This window comes from Actinoplanes palleronii (assembly GCF_016862315.1).
In the GTDB taxonomy this organism is placed as follows: domain Bacteria; phylum Actinomycetota; class Actinomycetes; order Mycobacteriales; family Micromonosporaceae; genus Actinoplanes; species Actinoplanes palleronii.
In genome coordinates this window covers 79,122-96,223 of record NZ_BOMS01000033.1, presented here as the reverse complement: position 1 = coordinate 96,223, position 17,102 = coordinate 79,122, and the positions used below count along the sequence as shown (strand labels likewise).

Sequence of the window (17,102 nt, the reverse complement as noted above, 5' to 3'; positions counted from 1 at the left end):
CGGCGCCGGGCCCGGTTCAACGTACGCCCGGAGCGCAACGCTGTCTTCAGGGTCAACCCCCTACGGGGCGCCCGGGGGAACGAACGGCAGCCCCGCGACCGGGCCCTTCTCGATCAGCTGCCACAGCGCCGCGGTGTCCAGGTGCTCGGCCACGAGATCACCGAGCACGTCCAGGGCGCGCTCGCGGATCGTGGCGTACCGGGTGTCCGGAGCGACGGTGAACCCGTGCCGCCCGGCCTGCCCGGCCGCCACGGTCAGGAAGCGCCGGCGGAACTCGTCGGACTCGAACGCGCCGTGCCAGTGCGTGCCGTAGACGTGCCCGGCCACCGCACCCTCCGGCCGGCCGTCGGCGTAGTGCAGCAACGGCTCGGCGGCGCCGGACGACACCTGCCCGTGGTGGATCTCGTAGCCGGCCACCGGCGCGCCCAGCCCGGTCCCCGCGGCGTGCGCCAGGGTCTTGCCGGCCGCGAAGGTGACACCGACCGGCAGCAGGCCGAGGCCGGGCACCGTACCGTGGCCGCTCTCCACCTCGTCGCGGATCGTCTCAGCGAGCATCTGGAAGCCGCCGCACACCCCGACCAGCGGTTTGCCCGCCGCGGCGTGCGCCAGCACCGCGTCGGCCAGGCCGGTCTCGCGCAGCCAGGCCAGGTCGCTGACGGTGGCCTTGGAGCCGGGCAGCATCACCAGGTCGGCGTCGGCGACGTCACCGGGTTCGACGGTGAGATGCACCCGTACGCCCGGCTCGGCGGCGAGCGCCTCGGCATCGGTCGCGTTGGAGATCCGGGGCAGCCGGATCACCGCGACCCGCAGCCACTCCCGGCCACGCGGCGGGCCGGGCCGGCCCAGCGTGGTCCCGTACGCCAGCGAGTCCTCGGCGTCCAGCCAGATGTCGCGGTGGAACGGCAGCACCCCGTGCACCGGCCGCCCGGTCACCGCGGTGATCATGTCGTTGCCCGGCTGGAGCAGGCCCAGGTCACCCCGGAACTTGTTGATCACGAAACCGGCGACCAGCGCCTGATCCTCGGCGGCGAGCAGGGCCAGGGTGCCGAAGAAGGCCGCGAAGACGCCGCCCCGGTCGATGTCACCGACCACGATCGCCGGCATCCCGAAGCGCCGGGCCAGACCCATGTTGACGAAGTCGCCCTCGCGCAGGTTGATCTCGGCGGGGCTGCCGGCGCCCTCACAGATCACCGCGTCGTAGTCGGCGCGCAGGTCGGTGAGGGTGGCGTACGCGACCTCGGCGAGCTTGGGGCGCAGCAGCCGGTAGTTGCCCGCGGTCACCGTGTCGACCGCCTCGCCGAGCAGGACCACCTGGCTGGACCGGTCGCTGCCGGGCTTGAGCAGCACCGGGTTGAACCGGAGATCGGGGGCGAGGCCACACGCCTCGGCCTGCATGGCCTGGGCCCGGCCGATCTCACCGCCGCGGCCGTCCGGGCCGAGGACGACGACGGAGTTGTTGGACATGTTCTGTGCTTTGAACGGGGCGACGCGTACGCCGTTGCGGTGCAGCCAGCGGCAGATGCCGGCGGTGAGGACGCTCTTGCCGGCGTCCGATGTGGTGCCGGCGACCAGCAGTCCCCCGGTCATGATCGACCTCCGCTGGTGGCCCCGTTGGGGCCCCACCCCCACCCCCGCCGCCTGTTCCACATCACGATCAACACCTGCCCCGGCGCCGCAGCGCCACGCCGATTCCACCCCTGACCAGCGCACCACCAGCCGCCAGCAGCACACTCACCGCCCCGACCGCCCCCGACACCCGCGCCGCCCGCCGCAGATGCACCGCCACCGGCCGCGGCCCGTCCCCGAGCAACGGCCTTGTCTCACTACGTCCGAAATAGACATTCCGCCCACCGAGCCGCACCCCCAGCGCCCCGGCCATCGCCGCCTCACACTGTCCCGAGTTCGGCGACGGATGATCGTTCCGGTCCCGCCGCCACACCCGCAACGTCTCCCGCGGCGACCCGCGACCGATCGGCGCCACCGCCACGGTCAACAGCCCGGTCAGCCGCGACGGCACCAGATTCAACAGGTCGTCGAGACGCGCCGACGCCGTCCCGAACCGTTCGTACCGAGCCGACCGGTGCCCCACCATCGCGTCCAGAGTGTTCGCCGCGCGATAGCCGAGCAGACCGGCCGGTCCGAGCACGGCACCCCAGAACAGCGGCGCGACGACCGCGTCCGAGGTGTTCTCGGCGACCGACTCGACAGTGGCTCGGGCCAGTTCCGGCTCGTCCAGCGCGGACGGGTCCCGCCCGCACAGGTGGTTGAGCCGGCCACGGGCCGCCGGCAGGTCACCGGCCTCCAGGTGCCGCGCCATCACCCGGGACTCCTTGCGGAGCGTCCGGCCACCGAGCACGGTCCAGGTGGCGGCCGTGGTGAGCGCGAACCGGGCGATCGGCCACCGCCGGGTCGCCCGGGCGGCGGCCAGCCCGGCCAGCACCGGCGTGCCCACCGCGACCGTGGTGAACGCGGCGCCGGCCAGACGCCGGGGGCGGTACACCCGGCGTTCCAGCGCGGCGGCCGCGGTGCCGAAGCCGGCGACCGGATGGAACCGGCGCGGGTCGCCGATCGCGGCGTCCAGCAGATATCCGGCGATCAGCCCGGCCGCGTCCGCGGTCCACCGATGCGGCACTCGATGTCCTTCCAAGAACTACTCAGCGGCCGAACGGCGTCAGGTCGAACGCCCACACGGCCATCGGCACCGGTTCCGACTCCGGGAACGGAATCGGTTCCAGCGCACCCCACTGAATGGAGCCGGGTGCGCGATCCTCCAAGAACTCCACCACGATGGCCCGCAGATCGTCGGTCACCTGGTAGGCCACCGGGAAAACCAGATCGCCCGGCTTGCGGGTGCACACCGAGCAGCGCAGCTGACCGGCTTCCCCGTCGTGCCAGACGTAGTACGTCACGGTGCCCTGGTGCCCGGACCGGGCCACCTGATCCCGCAACACCGCTGCGGTCTCCTCGAATACGGTCACCACCTCGTCGGGCGACATGCCCATGCGTTCATGCGGCGGCGCACCGAACCAGTTGGTGTTTACCTGTTCGGCGTCCTGATCCTCCGGCGAGAGCACCATCGTGTCGTCGACGATGGCGCGGATGTCCTTCAGCATCACTGCTTCAGTCTGCCGGGTGGGGTTGTCTTGAGACCAATCGGGCCGCTCCGCCCGACGGCCGGTTGCACCGGCCCGATCGGCCCATCCCGATAGAGGGAATAGGCCGGCGTCGACAAACTGGCACGCCGCAGGCTCCGCAACCGGCGGCCCGGCCTGAAGACCCCGAGCCGGCCGGGCCGCCGGGCGCCACTCGCCCGGCCCGGATCCGCAGGGAGATCCGCCGGGCGGCGGCGGTGGGGAAGGTCTCAGGCGGCAACCGGTTCCCGCTTCGAGCGGCGGCCACGCCGGGACTCGGTCGCCGCCGGCGCGGCCTCGTCCGCCTCGTCCTTCTCGTCGTCGGCCAGTTCGGCGAGCCCGGCCACCACTTCCAGGAAGTCCGGCTCGCCCTCGCCGGGGAGCAGCTCGGGCAGGCCCTCGCCGAACCGGACCGGTGCGTCGGTCACCGCGTCGGCCTGCTCGCCGCCGGCCACGGTGTCCGCCTCCGCGCCCTCGACCGCGCTGGTCGCGGACGGCTTGTTGCGGTAGAAGCGGGTCCGGCCGCGGGCCAGGTCCGGGCCGATCGCCATGGCCTCCATCTCGTACGAGACCCGGTGGTTGCCCTCGTCGTCCTGCCAGTCCCGGGTGTAGAGCCGGCCGAAAACGACCACCGGGTCGCCGACGCTGATCGAGGCGCCGACGTTCTCCGCGAGCCGCCGCCAGGCGCTGACCCGCACCCGGAGCGTGTTGCCGTCCACCCAGCAGCTCTTCTCCCGGTCGTAGCGGCGCGCGGTGGACGCGACCCGGAAGTTCGCCACGAGCTGGTTGGTCTCCTTGGTGCGGCGCCACTCGGGCTTGCTCAGCACGTTGCCGACCACGGCGATGGTGGTGTCGAACACTGTTCTCTCCTTGACGTCGGGGTGCCGCGGCCCAGGATGCCGGCCGCGGCGGACGAGGCAGAGCCTGGTCCGGGCGGCGACGTCGGGCGGATCTCGCTGTGCACAGCGCCGGACTGTGCACGACCGGTCCGGATCTTGGTCGATCTGATATGGCGCACCAGCGCATACCCGCGGGTAACCTGACCGGGTGGAGACCGACGTCCTGGGCTGGCCTTACGAGCGGCACACCATCGAGCTGGATTCCGACGACGAGGGCCCGGTCGTGGCCACCCTGATCCGGCGACGTGCCGAGCAGCCGTCCCGCCGGGCGGTGCTGCACGTCCACGGGTTCGTCGACTACTTCTTCCAGACACACATGGCCGACTTCTTCGTCGAGCGCGGCTGGGACTTCTACGCCCTCGACCTGCGCAAGTACGGCCGGAGCCTGCTGCCGCACCAGACGCCGAACTTCGCACGCAGCCTCACCGACTACTTCCCGGAGCTGGACGAGGCGGCCCGGATCATCCGCGCCGAGGACGGCCACGATCAGCTGCTGGTGACCGGGCACTCCACCGGCGGGCTGATCACCTCGCTGTGGGCGCACGCGCGACGCGGGCAGGGAATCGTCGACGGACTGTTTTTGAACAGCCCGTTCTTCGACTTCAACATGCCCTGGTTCATGCGTCGACCGGCGCTGTCGATGGTGATCGCGGCAACCGGCCGCACCCCGTACACAAAAATGCCGTCGCCCTCCCTCGGCCTGTACGGCAAGAGCCTGCACCAGGATTTCCACGGTGAGTGGTCCTATGACCTGGCCTGGAAGCCGATCCTGGGTTTCCCGGTCACGATGGGCTGGCTGGCGGCGATCCGTCGCGGCCACCGCCGGCTGCAGGCCGGTCTCGCCATCGACGCACCGATCCTGGTCGCCTGCTCCGACCGGACCTACCGCGGCCGCGAGTGGCACGACGACGTGCACGTGTCCGATTCTGTTCTCGATGTCGAGCACATCGTGCGCTGGTCGCCGGGGCTCGGGCCGCGGGTCACGATCGCCCAGTTCAACGGCGGCAAGCACGATCTGACGCTCTCCGGCAAGGAGGTCCGCGCCGAGGTCTTCCGTGAGGTGGGCCGCTGGGTCGACGCGTTCGTCCCCGCGCCGGGCACTCCGGAGATCGATGTCCCGCCGGCGCCGGAGGACCAGGCGGGCCGGAGCGTGGTGCTGGAGGCCGCCGAAGCCGCTGTCGAGCAGGCCGCCGACGAGGCGGACGACAAGTCCGGCACGACCGCCTAGTATGTGCTGGCCAGCGCTCGTAGCTCAGCGGATAGAGCAACGGACTTCTAATCCGTCGGTCGTAGGTTCGAATCCTACCGGGCGCGCCACCCTCCCCTGAACAGCCAGCAGGCCGGCGACTTCGCGAAGTCGCCGGCCTGCTGCGTGCTGCGGAGAATCGGTTACCGGACGCGGATCCGAACGGTGTCGAACGCCGGGGTCTGGTTGGCGCGCTCCATCATCGGGATGCGGTGCGAGCCGTCACCGGCCCACGAGGCGCACTGCGCGGTACCGGCCTGCGGCAGACCCGGCACCTGGATGGTGACCGTGTCCGGGGTGCGGCCGCCCTTGCTGTCCTCGGTCGCGACGAAGAACGCCGGGACCGGCTCCGGGGCGGGCGCCGAGTTGGTGCTGGCGAGCATCCGGCAGGCGGTGTGGAAGTGACCGCGGACCAGGCCGTTCTGCAGGACGCTGGACTCCACGTAGTACCCGCCCTGGCCGGCCGCGAGGAAGCGGTCCCGGATCAGGTTCCGGGTGCTGATCTTCAGCGTGAACGCCTGGTTCCGGTTGACCTGCCGCGGTGCCGAGGTGATCAGCAGCGACGCGTCGTTGGCGGCCGCGGCCACCTCACCGAACTCGGTGGAGACGCAGCGGTCGCCCTTCTGGAAACCGTCGTGCGCCTGCAGCTTGCTGGTGTCGCAGCTGTTCGTCAGGATGCCCAGGTTGCCGCCCGGCACCGCGTTGGTGGCGGTGGCCACCGGCGTGGCGGTGGCGCCACCGTTGTTCCCGGTGTTCCCACCGGTCGCGGCACCGTTCAGGGTGCAGGTGGACAGTCCCTCGGCGTTCAGGTTCGGCTTGGCCGCGTTGCGGCCGATCGCCGTCTCGATCCGGTTGATCGTGGCGAAGCGCTTGTCCTTGAGCGGGCCGAGGATGGCGTTCTGGATGAAGTTCTTGCCACCCTGGCCGGCGCTCGACGCGAGCCGCTTGTTGGCCTCGTCGATCTGGGTCTGCAGCAGCGCGAGGTTCTGTTTCACCTCGTTCTGCGCCTGCGCCGGGATCGCCACGTTGACGTTGACCTGCGGGCAGTTGACCGTGGGCGCGGCCTCAGCGGCCGAAGCCACGCCGAGTCCGATGCCCGCGATGGTCACCGCGACACCCACGACCGCGACAACCTGCCAGCGGCGCACGTTCCCGCGCGACTTGTTCAATCGAGACCTGTTCATTGGCCCGCGCCTTCCCCAATGGCATAAAGATGCTTCGGCCTTCGATACGGGATCGCTCCCACAGCGGATCAACAGACAAGGAAAAAATAATCTCAGGCCGCCGCGAGCGCCTCCGTCGGTGCCAGCCGGGCCGCCCGGATCGCCGGGTAGAGGCCGGCGATCACGCCGATCGCCAGGGTCGCGCCGAGCCCGCCGGCCAGCGCCCAGGGCGGCACCACAGTGGGCCAGTTCTGCGTGGTGGCGTAGACCGCGGTCACCGCGAACCCGCCGAGCACCCCACCGGCCCCGCCGAGCAGCGACAGCAGCAGCGACTCGGCGACGAACTGGGTACGGATCTGCCCCCGGGTGGCGCCCAGCGACCGCCGCAGGCCGATCTCGGCCCGCCGCTCCAGCACCGAGATGACCATCGTGTTGGCCACCCCGATCCCGCCGACCAGCAGCGCGACCGCGCCGAGACCGAGCAGCAGGGCGTTGAAGGTCTGCGCGGCGGCCCGCTTGGCGGGCAGCGCGTCGGACGGGTTGGACACGTTCACCTCGTCCGGGCTCTGCGGGTTGGCGGTCGCGGCGAGCACCGCTTTCACCGCCTCCACCTGCGACTCCACCGAGCGGGTGTAGACCGTGGTGGCGTGCCCGTCGAAGTCCAGGTACGCCTTCGCGGCCGGCCACCCGATCATCACCGAGTTGTCCAGCTCCTGCGCGAGCGGCACGCTGTTGAGCACGCCGATCACCCGGTACCAGCGGCCGCCGATGTAGACCGACGGCACGTCGCCGAGCCGCCGGGCGGCCGCTGACCCGAGCACCACCGCCGGATACTTCGCGGTGGCCGCGTTCAGCCAGGTCCCCTCGGCGACCGTGGCGCCGACCGTGCCGAGCAGGTCGAGCTGCGCCGCGACCAGCGACAGCCCGCCGGTCTCGCCGGACGGGATCCGATCGCTGCGGTAGACCGGAGTGTCGGTGACCGTCCCGGTCGCGGTCGCCGAGAGCACCGGCCCGATCCGTTTGATCATCGAGAGCGCCTCGTCGGGCAGGGTGGCGGCGTCGCCGAACATGGTGTCGCCCGGCGCCACGGTGAGCATGTTGGTGCCCAGCGCCGCCAGGGCCCGGTCCAGGTCGGCCCGGCTGGAGGCGGAGATACCGACCACGGCGACCATCGCGGCGATGCCGATCGCGATGCCCAGCGCGGAGAGCACCGCGCGCAGCGGCCGGGCCCGGAGTCCGGAACCGCCCAGCCGGAACAGGTCCGGGCCGCTGAGCCGGGCCGGGCGCAACAGGCGAGACCGTGGCATCTCAGACCACCCGCCCGTCGCGCATCGGCACCTGGCGCGGCAGCGAGCCGGCGATCTCGTGATCGTGGGTGATCACCAGAACCGTGGTGCCGGCCGCGTTCAGCTCCCGCAACAGGTCGACAACGCCCGCGCCGGCCACCGAGTCCAGGTTGCCGGTGGGTTCGTCGGCCAGCAGCACCGCCGGGTCGCCGGCCACCGCCCGGGCCACCGCGACGCGCTGCCGCTCACCCCCGGAGAGCTGGTGCGGGCGATGCCCGAGACGATCCGCGAGACCGACACGGATCAGGGCGGCCCGCGCGCGTCGCTCCCGCTCCTTCTTCGGTACGCCGGAATAGAGCAGCCCGTCCGCCACATTGGCCACCGCGCTCCGCCCCGGCGCCAGGTGGAACTGCTGGAACACGAAGCCGATCGACCGCGCCCGCAGGGCGGAGAGCTGCCGGTCGGACAGCGCCGCCACGTCGTGGCCGTCGATCCTGATCGTGCCGGCCGAGGGGCGGTCGAGTGTCCCGATCATGTGCAGCATGGTGGACTTGCCGGAGCCGGACGGTCCGACGATGGCGATCAGCTCACCGGCCTCCACGGTCAGGTCCACGTCGCACAGTGCGGTGACCCCGCCGGGATATCTCTTGGTGACGCCGCTCAGGGCGATGACCTGGCTCATGCCGGCACTCCCACCTTCATGCCCGCGGTGAGGCCACCGCCGGAGACCTCGACCCGGCCGTCGGCGAACAGCCCGGCCTCGACCGCCACGATCCTGGTGCTGGTGCCGTCGACGATCTGCAGGCCGTACCCGCCCTCGGCGAGGGCCAGCAGCGCGTTGATCGGGACGGTCAGCACGTCCGTCCGCTGCGACGCGACGAAGAGCACGCCCACCGCCGCCTCGTTCAGCCCGGCCGGCGCCTTGCTGAACGTGATCGTCACCTGGATCTTCGTGGTGTCGTCCTCGCTCGGGTTCTCGGCCTGCTCGACGACGGTGTCGACGCCGGAGATCCGGGCCGGCACCACGTCGCCGTCCGGCAGGGTCACCTCGACCTTCGCGCCCTTCTTCGCCAGCCGCTGGTCGGCGACCTCCAGGTCGACGACGGCGACCCGGCCGGTGCCGGTGAGCTCGAGCAGCTCGCCGCCGGCCTGGACGACGGCGCCGGCCTCGACGGTGTGCGAGTCGATCCGGACCAGGCCGGGCTTGACCACCACCCGGCCCAGCTCGACCCGGCCGGTCTCGTCCAGGTTCAGGTCGTCCTGCCAGTCCTCGACGGCGTCGGCGGTGGCCGCGGTGTACTCGTCGTCGACGGTGAAACCCCGGTAGCCCAGTGCCCACAGGTTCTTCTCGAGCTGCTTGACGTCGGCGCCCTCGTCACCGGAGCCGAGCGACCGGTACGCGGGCAGCGCGCCGTACATCAGCACCACCGGCTGGTTGTCCACCTTGTACAGCGGCTTGCCGCGCTTGACGGTGGCGCCGGTCGCGGGCAGCCAGGTGACCGTCCCGCCGAGGCCGGCGGCGAGCGCGGTGCTGTCGCCGTACCCCAGGGTCCCGTCGTGGTCCTCCTTGTCGACCAGGGTCGCCTTCGTCACGGTGGCGGTCGCCGGCGGCAGACTGCTGCCGGCCTGCGCCGGGCTCTCCCCCTCCGGCAGACCCCCGACCAGGACGAACCCGGCCGCACCCGCGGCCACCAGCGCCCCCGCCACCGCGGCGGTCGTCCACCTCCGGCTCATGCGCCACCACCGGAGCTCGTACCGGTGCCGGTTTCCTCCTTGGTGTCCTCGCCGCGTCGCGGCATGAGCTTCTCGCACTTCTTCTGCGCGGCCTGGAACGTCGGGGACTCCGGGTCGATGCCCAGCTTCTGGTCGATGTGGATGCCGCCGTCGGGCCGCGGATCCGGGAAGTTGGTGATCCCGTTGTCGCGCATGCACTGCGACATCTGCCGCATCTGCTCGAGCTCCGCGGCAGTGATCTTCGGGCCGTCCTCGCCGCCCGGGGAGAACTCCCGGCAGGCCTTCTGCGCGGCGTCGAAGTCCTCCTTCTTGACGCTCGACGGGACCTTCACCCGCAGGCCGCCGTTGCTCGGATCCGGGAACCAGGTCATCCCGTGCTCCCGCATGCACTGGGAGAACTTGAGCTGGTCGTCCTGGCCGTTGCCGCTGTCGTCGCTCGCGGACGCGCTGGCGGACGGCGTCACGCCGGCGCTCTGCGCGGTCGCCACGCCCGGGTCCTGCCCCGGGCTCTGCCCGCACCCCGCCGCCAGCACCGTGAGCAGCGCGCCGAGTGCCAGAGTCGTTCTGGTCCTCATCGTCGTCTCCTTCGTCGGCGGCCGTCCGGCCGCCACGCACCGAAGTAGAGCGAGCGCGGCATTTCCCGGGCGTCACGGAAAACGATGACGCCGAGTTGACGGCCGGCGGGGCCACTATGGAGTCATGCGGATCCTGGTGGTGGAGGACGAACCGCTGCTGGCCGACGCGGTGGCGCAGGGCCTGCGGCACGAGGCGCACGCGGTGGACGTCGTCTATGACGGCGGGTCCGCCCTGGAGCGGATCGACGTGAACGACTACGACGTGGTGGTGCTGGACCGGGACGTGCCGGTGGTGCACGGCGACAAGGTCTGCCAGGTGCTGGCCGAGCGCAACGCCGGCATCCGGGTGCTGATGCTGACCGCGGCGGCCGGTGTCGACGACCGGGTCACCGGGCTCTCCCTGGGCGCCGACGACTACCTGCCGAAGCCGTTCGCGTTCCGGGAGCTGTCGGCCCGGGTCGCGGCGCTCGGCCGGCGGGCCCGCCCGGCCGCCCCGCCGGTGCTGCGCCGCTCCGGGATCAGCCTCGACCCGTACCGCCGGGAGGTGCACCGGGACGGCCGGTACGTGCCGCTGTCCCGCAAGGAGTTCGCGGTGCTGGCCGAGCTGCTGCGGGCCGACGGCACCGCGGTCTCGGCGGAGACGCTGCTGGAGAAGGCCTGGGACGAGAACGCCGACCCGTTCACCCACGCCGTCCGGATGACCATCCTCAAGCTCCGCCGCAAGCTGGGCGACCCGCCGGTGGTGCTGAACGAACCCGGAGTGGGGTATCGGATCCGATGAGACGCCGGCTCACCCTCGTCTACGGGGGCCTGTTCCTGCTGGCCGGCGTGATCCTGCTGGGTTCCATCTACGTGCTGGGCGGCCAGACCAAGGTGACCGCCGCCGGCTCCATGCAGCGCGAGGACGTCGCCGGCCCGGCACCGAACGGCGACGTGCTGTTCAAGACGGTGATCCGGGAGACACAGGCGGACACCATGCACACCGTGCTCACCCAGGGCGCGATCGCCCTCGTCGTGATCAGCGCCGCGGCCATCGCGCTGGGCTGGCTGATCGCCGGGCGGATGCTGCAGCCGCTGCACCAGATCACCGCGACCGCCCGCCGGATCGCCGAGTCACCGGCCGCCGACCGCGGGCTGCACGAGCGGATCGCCCTGGACGGGCCGGACGACGAGGTCAAACAGCTCGCCGACACGTTCGACCTGATGCTGGCCCGGCTGGACCGGTCGTTCGACGGGCAGCGCCGGTTCATCGCCAGCGCGTCGCACGAGCTGCGCACCCCGCTGACCCTGAACCGCACGCTGCTCGAGGTGGCGCTGACCCCGGAGACCGTCTCACCGGAGGTCCGCCAGCTCGGCACCACGCTGCTGGCGATCAACGACCGGCACAGCCGGCTGATCGACGGGCTGCTCCTGCTGGCCCGCTCGGACCGCGAGGTGACCGAGCGGTCCTACGTCGACCTCGCCGACATCGTCGACCACGTGGCCGTCTCGGACACCGTCAAGGTGGTCGCCGACCCGCACGAGGCGGCCGTGCTCGGCGACCCGGTGCTGCTCGAGCGCCTGGTGCAGAACCTGGTGGAGAACGGCGTCCGGCACAACGTCGCGGAGAACGGCTGGGTCCGGGTGACCACGCTGACCCGCCCGGACGGCTGGGTGGAGCTGCGCGTCTCCAACTCCGGCCCGGTCATCCCCCGCTACGAGGTGCCCGGCCTGTTCGCGCCGTTCCACCGCTTCCGCACCGAGCGCCTGGCCGGCCCGGGCGCGGGACTCGGCCTCTCCATCGTCCGCGCCGTCGCCCGCGCGCACGGCGGTGACGTCCAGGCCGACGCCCGCGACACCGGCGGCCTCGACGTCACCGTCCTGCTCCCCCGCGCCCCATAACCCCCATTTGGTACGCATACCGAGCGCCCGTCCGCAGGCTACGAGCCGAGTCCCGCCCGTGAGGCCGCCGCGACACCGCGCCCGCACCGGACCGCAGCGCGCCCCCGACCCCGGGACCACCCAACCGGCGGGAAATCCGTTTCCGTCGGCGCAGCACGCTGCCAGGATCCGGAATCGCGCGTTGCACTAACCGCAAGCGGAATGAACCGGGCGAACGACTCCGGCCGTACGACCGACCGGTTGTTGGGACCTCACCCACACCGCACCGGCCCTCACCACCGAGGGGACTAGGCTTGACGCCCTGTGAACTGGGCTTCGGCGTGGCGGCCCGGGCGGCCTTACCGAAACATGGAACGGAAGATGATGATCGATCAGGCCAAGGTGCGAGTCCTGCTCTTGGAGAGCATCCATCCCGATGCGGTGTCCCGGCTCAAGGAGGACGGCTTCGAGGTGGAGTCCGTGTCCAGCGCGCTGGACGAGGCCGAGCTGATCGAGCGCATCTCCGGTGTGCACCTCCTCGGCATCCGCTCGAAGACCAAGGTCACCGCGAAGGTGCTGGAGAGCGCGGGCAGCCTGGTGGCGATCGGCGCGTTCTGCATCGGCACCGACCAGATCGACCTGACCCACGCCTCGGCCTCCGGTGTCGCGGTCTTCAACGCGCCGTTCTCGAACACCCGCTCGGTGGTGGAGCTGGCGATCTCCGAGATCATCGCGCTGACCCGGCGGCTGACCGAGAAGAACACGCTGATGCACGCCGGTGTCTGGGACAAGTCCGCGGACGGCGCGCACGAGATCCGCGGACGGCGCCTGGGCATCGTCGGGTACGGCAACATCGGCACCCAGCTGTCCGTGCTCGCCGAGAACCTCGGCATGTCGGTCTCGTTCTTCGACACCGCCGACAAGCTCGCGCTGAGCAACGCGCACCGCTGCGCCAGCATGGAAGAGCTGCTGGAGACGTGCGACGTCGTCACCCTGCACGTGGACGGCCGGCTGGGCAACGCCGGATTCTTCGGCGCCGAGCAGTTCGCGCAGATGCGCCCAGGCAGCCTGTTCCTCAACCTGTCCCGCGGCATCGTCGTCGACCACCTGGCGCTGCGTGACGCGCTGGCCAGCGGTCACCTGGCCGGCGCGGCGGTCGACGTGTTCCCGGTCGAGCCGAAGGGCCGGGGCGACGAGTTCCTCTCCGAGCTGCGCGGCCTGCCGAACGTGATCCTCACCCCGCACATCGGTGGTTCGACCGAGGAGGCGCAGTCGGACATCGGCGGCTTCGTGGCGAACAAGCTGGCCAAGTTCCTGATCGACGGCAACACCACGCTCAGCGTCAACCTGCCCGGCGTGGTCCTGCCCGAGCAGCCCGGCCTGCACCGGGTCGTGCACGTGCACATCAACACCCCGGGCGTGCTCGCCAAGGTCAACCAGGTGCTGGCCGAGCACAACGTGAACGTCGAGGGCCAGCTGCTGAGCACCCGCGGCGAGTACGGCTACCTGATCACCGACATCGGCAAGGGCTACAGCGACGAGGTGCTGCAGGAGCTGCGCGCCATGGAGCAGACCGTCCGCCTGCGCGTGCTGTCCTGACCTGAGTGTCCGAGGAACGGGCCCCCGCGGGCCCGTTCCTCAACTGGTCTCGACGCTCAGCAGAGTGATCTTCGAGGCGGCTTCGACGTCGTACCGCCCCGAGGTGTCCCAGTCCTTCGGCGTGAGTGTGGAGCCCGGCGCCACGTCCCGCAGTGTCCGGGAACCCGCCGTGACCGTCCCCGCCCCGCCACCGACCTTGACCCGGATCGGGCTGCCGGTCGGTGCGGTCAGGGTCAGTTCCTCGACCCCGCCGGTGATCTTCACGGGCACCGTCCCGGACGCCGCGGAGAGCGCCATCACGGCCCGCCGGGTCCCGCCGACCACCTCGATCTTGTCGACCTGGCCCTGGCCGAGGTCCACCTCGCGCTCCGCGGCGTACCCGGAGAAGCGCAGCGACCAGCGCACCTTGAGCGAGAGGACCACGTTCACCTCGCCGTCCGCACCGTCGCCGTCCCGGGTGACCTGCAGGCGCACGCTGTCGTCGGTCAGTTGCGGGCTTGGCCGCACCGGGGAGTCCTCCGGGGTACTGATCCGGAACAGGTCCTCGCCGGTGTCGCCGACCCGTACCTTGATCCGGTCGCTGGCCGCGAGCATCTCGAACGCCGCGGCGGTCCGGCCGTTGAGCGGCGCGGTGACCGTATGCGGGCCGCCGCTGCCGCCGTTGCCGTTACCGCTGCCGCCGAGGTTCAGCATCTGGTTGACCGTGGAGTCCGGCCCGGAGTAGAAGACCACCCCGGTCATCGCGATCACCAGCACGGCGACCACACCGAGCACCGTCATCCCGACCGTGACCAGCCGGGACTGCCGGCGCGGCGGTCGCAGCGCGGACGGGCCGGCGTAGGAAGGGGACGGGCCGTCGTACGCGGACGCGGCCTCCGAAGCAACCGGCCCCTGGGGAAAGGCCGCGGGCGCGGGCGACGAGAAAGCCGTCGGTGGGGCGAACGGCGCCGGCTCGGGCAGCGGCGGCAGCAGTGGCTCCGGCGAGCCGACGCCCGCCCAGGTGGTGCCCTCCCACGAACCGAAGGCGGTGTCCATCCGGGACGTCTGCGGAGCGGCCGCCTCCGGCGCCGTCCAGGTTCCGGCCGCCGGCGAGGTCGGCGTCGGGTCACCGGCCTTCTTCCGTACGATCGGCAGCCCACTCGCGTCCGGCTCGGTCAGCGGACGGTTCCCACTGATCGGCCCGGCGCTGAAACCGAACGAGGCGCGCCCCGGTCCACCCGGCGAAGCGGGCCCGAACTCCGGAGGGCTCACCGCCGGCGCCGTGTCGGGCGCGGCGTCGCCACCGAACCACCCGGGCGGCATCCCGCTCTCGGTGGACTCGGCCGGTTCCGTCGCGGGCGGACGACGATAGATCCGTTCACGGTCAGCCGGACGCCGGTGCGGCAGTTCGTCGCCCGTCGGCTCCGGCGACTGTCTCGCGGGCTCCGGCGTCTCGCCGTCGATGGCGGTACGGTCCACGGCGGATTTCCTCTCCCCTGCAGCGCCGTCACGTGGCGCTCGCAAGGCAATACGGATCGCAAGCCTCCGCGGATGAGCGGAATCGCAGCGTGATCGTGGAATTTACCGGTGGTCAGGTCGGACCAGTCCACGCCGGGTCGCGATCGCCACCGCTTCGAGCTGACTGTGCGCCCCGAGCTTGGCCAGGACCGCCTTCTGATAGCCCCGGCAGGTGTGCACGCTGATGCCCAGCCGGCGGGCCACCGCGCGGGCGTCCAGCCCGGCCGCCATCAGCTGCAGCACCTCGTCTTCACGGGCGGTGAGCCCGCTGCTCGCCCTGGTCACGGTCGCCGGGCTGGTGCTGCGCAGCAGCCGGGCCATGATGTCGGTGGAGACCGTCATCCCGCCGCCGTGCGCGGTGCGCAGCGCGTGCAGCACGTCGGCCAGGGCGCCGTTCTTGGAGATGAAGCCGGCCGCGCCGAACGTGGTCGCCCGGCCGATCAGCGCCGGGTCCTCGCGGGCCGTGAGGATCACCACACGCACGTCCGGCTGGCGCACTCTGATCAACTGAGCGATGGCTATGCCGTCACTATCGGACAGTTCCGGATCGAGCAGGATCACGTCCGGCGACAGTTCGGACGACAGGCTCAGCGCCTCCTGACCGGTCCGGGCGTGCCCCACCCAGTGCAGGTCGGGCTGCCCTGCCAGGGCGTGCCCGAGCAGCTCGGCGAAGGTTTGATGCCCGTCGACGACGAGCACTCGGATCGCCTCGTCGTTCCTCATCCGTGCACCATCCTCTATCCAGCGGTTAAGCCTTTCGGGCCCCGCGCAGTCTAAGGACTACCCAGCCCGGCGCCCGCCCTACCAATAGGCGACCGTTGTACCGCGGCGACGCCAGGTTGCCACCCGAGCGGTCGTCTTAGCCAGTCTTTCGGCCGAGGGCACCCCCCGCATTGGGGCTTGCCGCCGGGTTTCACCGAAGACACGATTCCGAATCATGTACGACATCCAGCTCTTCGGCAGCATCGAGGTCCGCACCCGTGGCGTCCGCCTCGCCGGTGACGACTTCGGCGGCGACCGCCCCCGCCAGCTGCTCGCCCTCCTGGCGCTGCACGGCGAGCAGTCGCTTGTGGAGCTGTCCGACCTGGTCGGAGCGCCGCCGGCGACCGTGAAGTCGGACCTCAAGGTGCTGCGCGACGCTCTGGAGCCGGGTGCCCGGGACCGGGACTCGGTGGTCGTCGGCCGGCGCGGACGTTACCACTTGGACACTGAGCGTGTCCGGGTCGACGTCTCCACCTTCGATCAGCTGATCGACGCGGCCGCCGGCCGGTCGCCGGAACGCGCCACCCGCCCGCTGACCGCCGCCGCCTTCCTGGCCTCCCGCCCGCTGCTGGAGGACGAAAACACCCCGTGGGCCGCCGCGCTGCGCGCCGAGTACCGCGCCAAGCTCCTGATGGCCCGCCCGGCCGAGCCGGCCCACGCGGTCTGAGAAAGACCGGGAAACACCGATAAACCCCGAGCGGGCGAGCGCTCCCGGGCGGACAATCGCCGGGTGCTCGACGCCCCCACCGCTCTGCTGCCGGTCCCCCTGGCCCCGGAGCTCTCGCTCCACCTCGTCACCGCCCCGGTCGGGCTCTTCGACCTGACCGGCGGCGAGTTCCGCAGTGACACCCCGCCGCCGTTCTGGGCGTTCGTCTGGGCCGGCGGCCAGGCCCTGGCCCGGTACCTGCTGGACCATCCGGACGAGGCGGCCGGCCGCCGGGTGCTGGACGTGGCCACCGGCTCCGGGGTGGCCGCGATCGCCGCCGCCCGGTGCGGCGCCGCCCAGGTCGCGGTCACCGACATCGATCCGGACGCGGTCGCCGCCGCGCACCGCAACGCCGCCGCGAACGGCCTCACCCTGACCGACCGGGTGGACGAGCCGGAGCTGGTGCTCGCCGGTGACGTCTTCTATAGCCCGATCGTCGCCCCGCAGATGACCACGCAGTTGCGCGCGGCCCGCCGGAACGGCGCGTCGGTGCTGGTTGGCGACCCCGGGCGTGGGTACTTCCCGGAGCGACTCTTCACGCTGGTCACCGAGTACGTGGTGCCGGTGCCGGTGCACCTGGAGGAGACCGGCGAGCTGCGGACCGGGGTCTGGCGGATGCGCTGACCCGAAATGCGTTCACCACG

The 17,102-nt window shown here is 71.7% G+C and carries 17 protein-coding genes and 1 tRNA gene; 7 read left to right on the top strand and 11 right to left on the bottom strand.

Translation table 11 applies throughout. The annotated features are described in order from the left end of the window. Positions 1 to 60: 60 nt before the first annotated feature. From Apa02nite_RS12665 to ssb, 4 genes are all read right to left on the bottom strand, one after another. Positions 61 to 1,587, bottom strand: a complete 1,527-nt coding sequence (locus Apa02nite_RS12665; RefSeq protein WP_203825209.1) for a cobyric acid synthase — start codon at positions 1,585 to 1,587, stop codon at positions 61 to 63. Between the two features lie 67 nt (positions 1,588 to 1,654). Beyond that, positions 1,655 to 2,632 (bottom strand): cobalamin biosynthesis protein, encoded by a 978-nt coding sequence (locus Apa02nite_RS12660; RefSeq protein ID WP_203825208.1) that lies wholly within the window; start codon positions 2,630 to 2,632, stop codon positions 1,655 to 1,657. A 22-nt stretch (positions 2,633 to 2,654) separates the two neighbouring features. Then, positions 2,655 to 3,113 (bottom strand): hypothetical protein, encoded by a 459-nt coding sequence (locus Apa02nite_RS12655; protein ID WP_067695737.1) that lies wholly within the window; start codon positions 3,111 to 3,113, stop codon positions 2,655 to 2,657. A 248-nt stretch (positions 3,114 to 3,361) separates the two neighbouring features. Next, complete coding sequence (gene ssb, locus Apa02nite_RS12650) at positions 3,362 to 3,991, bottom strand: single-stranded DNA-binding protein (RefSeq protein ID WP_067695740.1); 630 nt, start codon at positions 3,989 to 3,991, stop codon at positions 3,362 to 3,364. Positions 3,992 to 4,178: 187 nt separating this feature from the next. Here ssb and Apa02nite_RS12645 point away from each other — a divergent pair, with 187 nt between their 5' ends. Next, positions 4,179 to 5,258, top strand: a complete 1,080-nt coding sequence (locus Apa02nite_RS12645; RefSeq protein WP_203825207.1) for an alpha/beta hydrolase — start codon at positions 4,179 to 4,181, stop codon at positions 5,256 to 5,258. A 13-nt stretch (positions 5,259 to 5,271) separates the two neighbouring features. Next, positions 5,272 to 5,347, top strand: a tRNA-Arg gene (locus Apa02nite_RS12640). Between the two features lie 72 nt (positions 5,348 to 5,419). Here the strand turns inward: Apa02nite_RS12640 and Apa02nite_RS12635 are convergent. From Apa02nite_RS12635 to Apa02nite_RS12615, 5 genes are all read right to left on the bottom strand, one after another. Then, positions 5,420 to 6,460 (bottom strand): hypothetical protein, encoded by a 1,041-nt coding sequence (locus Apa02nite_RS12635; protein ID WP_203825206.1) that lies wholly within the window; start codon positions 6,458 to 6,460, stop codon positions 5,420 to 5,422. Positions 6,461 to 6,552: 92 nt separating this feature from the next. Further along, positions 6,553 to 7,746: an ABC transporter permease gene (locus Apa02nite_RS12630; RefSeq protein ID WP_203825205.1), complete on the bottom strand. Its 1,194-nt coding sequence runs from the start codon at positions 7,744 to 7,746 to the stop codon at positions 6,553 to 6,555. 1 nt (position 7,747) lies between these two features. Then, positions 7,748 to 8,407, bottom strand: coding sequence for an ABC transporter ATP-binding protein (locus tag Apa02nite_RS12625; RefSeq protein ID WP_067695748.1), 660 nt, complete (start codon positions 8,405 to 8,407; stop codon positions 7,748 to 7,750). Continuing rightward, a complete protein-coding gene (locus Apa02nite_RS12620; protein ID WP_203825204.1) occupies positions 8,404 to 9,459 on the bottom strand; it encodes an efflux RND transporter periplasmic adaptor subunit in 1,056 nt (351 codons plus the stop codon). Before Apa02nite_RS12620 ends, Apa02nite_RS12625 begins: the two co-directional genes overlap by 4 nt. Next, positions 9,456 to 10,034, bottom strand: coding sequence for a hypothetical protein (locus Apa02nite_RS12615; RefSeq protein ID WP_203825203.1), 579 nt, complete (start codon positions 10,032 to 10,034; stop codon positions 9,456 to 9,458). Before Apa02nite_RS12615 ends, Apa02nite_RS12620 begins: the two co-directional genes overlap by 4 nt. Before the next feature lie 124 nt (positions 10,035 to 10,158). On the opposite strand from Apa02nite_RS12615, the gene Apa02nite_RS12610 reads away from it, so the two are divergent. From Apa02nite_RS12610 to serA, 3 genes are all read left to right on the top strand, one after another. Then, positions 10,159 to 10,815: a response regulator transcription factor gene (locus Apa02nite_RS12610; RefSeq protein ID WP_067695757.1), complete on the top strand. Its 657-nt coding sequence runs from the start codon at positions 10,159 to 10,161 to the stop codon at positions 10,813 to 10,815. Beyond that, positions 10,812 to 11,915 (top strand): sensor histidine kinase, encoded by a 1,104-nt coding sequence (locus Apa02nite_RS12605; protein WP_203825202.1) that lies wholly within the window; start codon positions 10,812 to 10,814, stop codon positions 11,913 to 11,915. The genes Apa02nite_RS12610 and Apa02nite_RS12605 overlap by 4 nt, the downstream gene beginning before the upstream one ends. A gap of 360 nt (positions 11,916 to 12,275) precedes the next feature. Beyond that, positions 12,276 to 13,493 (top strand): phosphoglycerate dehydrogenase, encoded by a 1,218-nt coding sequence (serA, locus tag Apa02nite_RS12600; RefSeq protein ID WP_203825201.1) that lies wholly within the window; start codon positions 12,276 to 12,278, stop codon positions 13,491 to 13,493. 39 nt (positions 13,494 to 13,532) lie between these two features. Here the strand turns inward: serA and Apa02nite_RS12595 are convergent, their stop codons facing one another. Together Apa02nite_RS12595 and Apa02nite_RS12590 are read right to left on the bottom strand one after the other, a co-directional pair. Continuing rightward, positions 13,533 to 14,951, bottom strand: coding sequence for a hypothetical protein (locus Apa02nite_RS12595; protein WP_203825200.1), 1,419 nt, complete (start codon positions 14,949 to 14,951; stop codon positions 13,533 to 13,535). 102 nt (positions 14,952 to 15,053) lie between these two features. After that, positions 15,054 to 15,713, bottom strand: a complete 660-nt coding sequence (locus Apa02nite_RS12590) for a response regulator (RefSeq protein WP_067695766.1) — start codon at positions 15,711 to 15,713, stop codon at positions 15,054 to 15,056. A 214-nt stretch (positions 15,714 to 15,927) separates the two neighbouring features. Between Apa02nite_RS12590 and Apa02nite_RS12585 the strand changes: the two genes are divergently transcribed. Further along, complete coding sequence (locus tag Apa02nite_RS12585; protein WP_067695770.1) at positions 15,928 to 16,419, top strand: AfsR/SARP family transcriptional regulator; 492 nt, start codon at positions 15,928 to 15,930, stop codon at positions 16,417 to 16,419. Between the two features lie 63 nt (positions 16,420 to 16,482). Next, a complete protein-coding gene (locus Apa02nite_RS12580) occupies positions 16,483 to 17,082 on the top strand; it encodes a class I SAM-dependent methyltransferase (protein WP_203825199.1) in 600 nt (199 codons plus the stop codon). Positions 17,083 to 17,102: the final 20 nt, after the last annotated feature.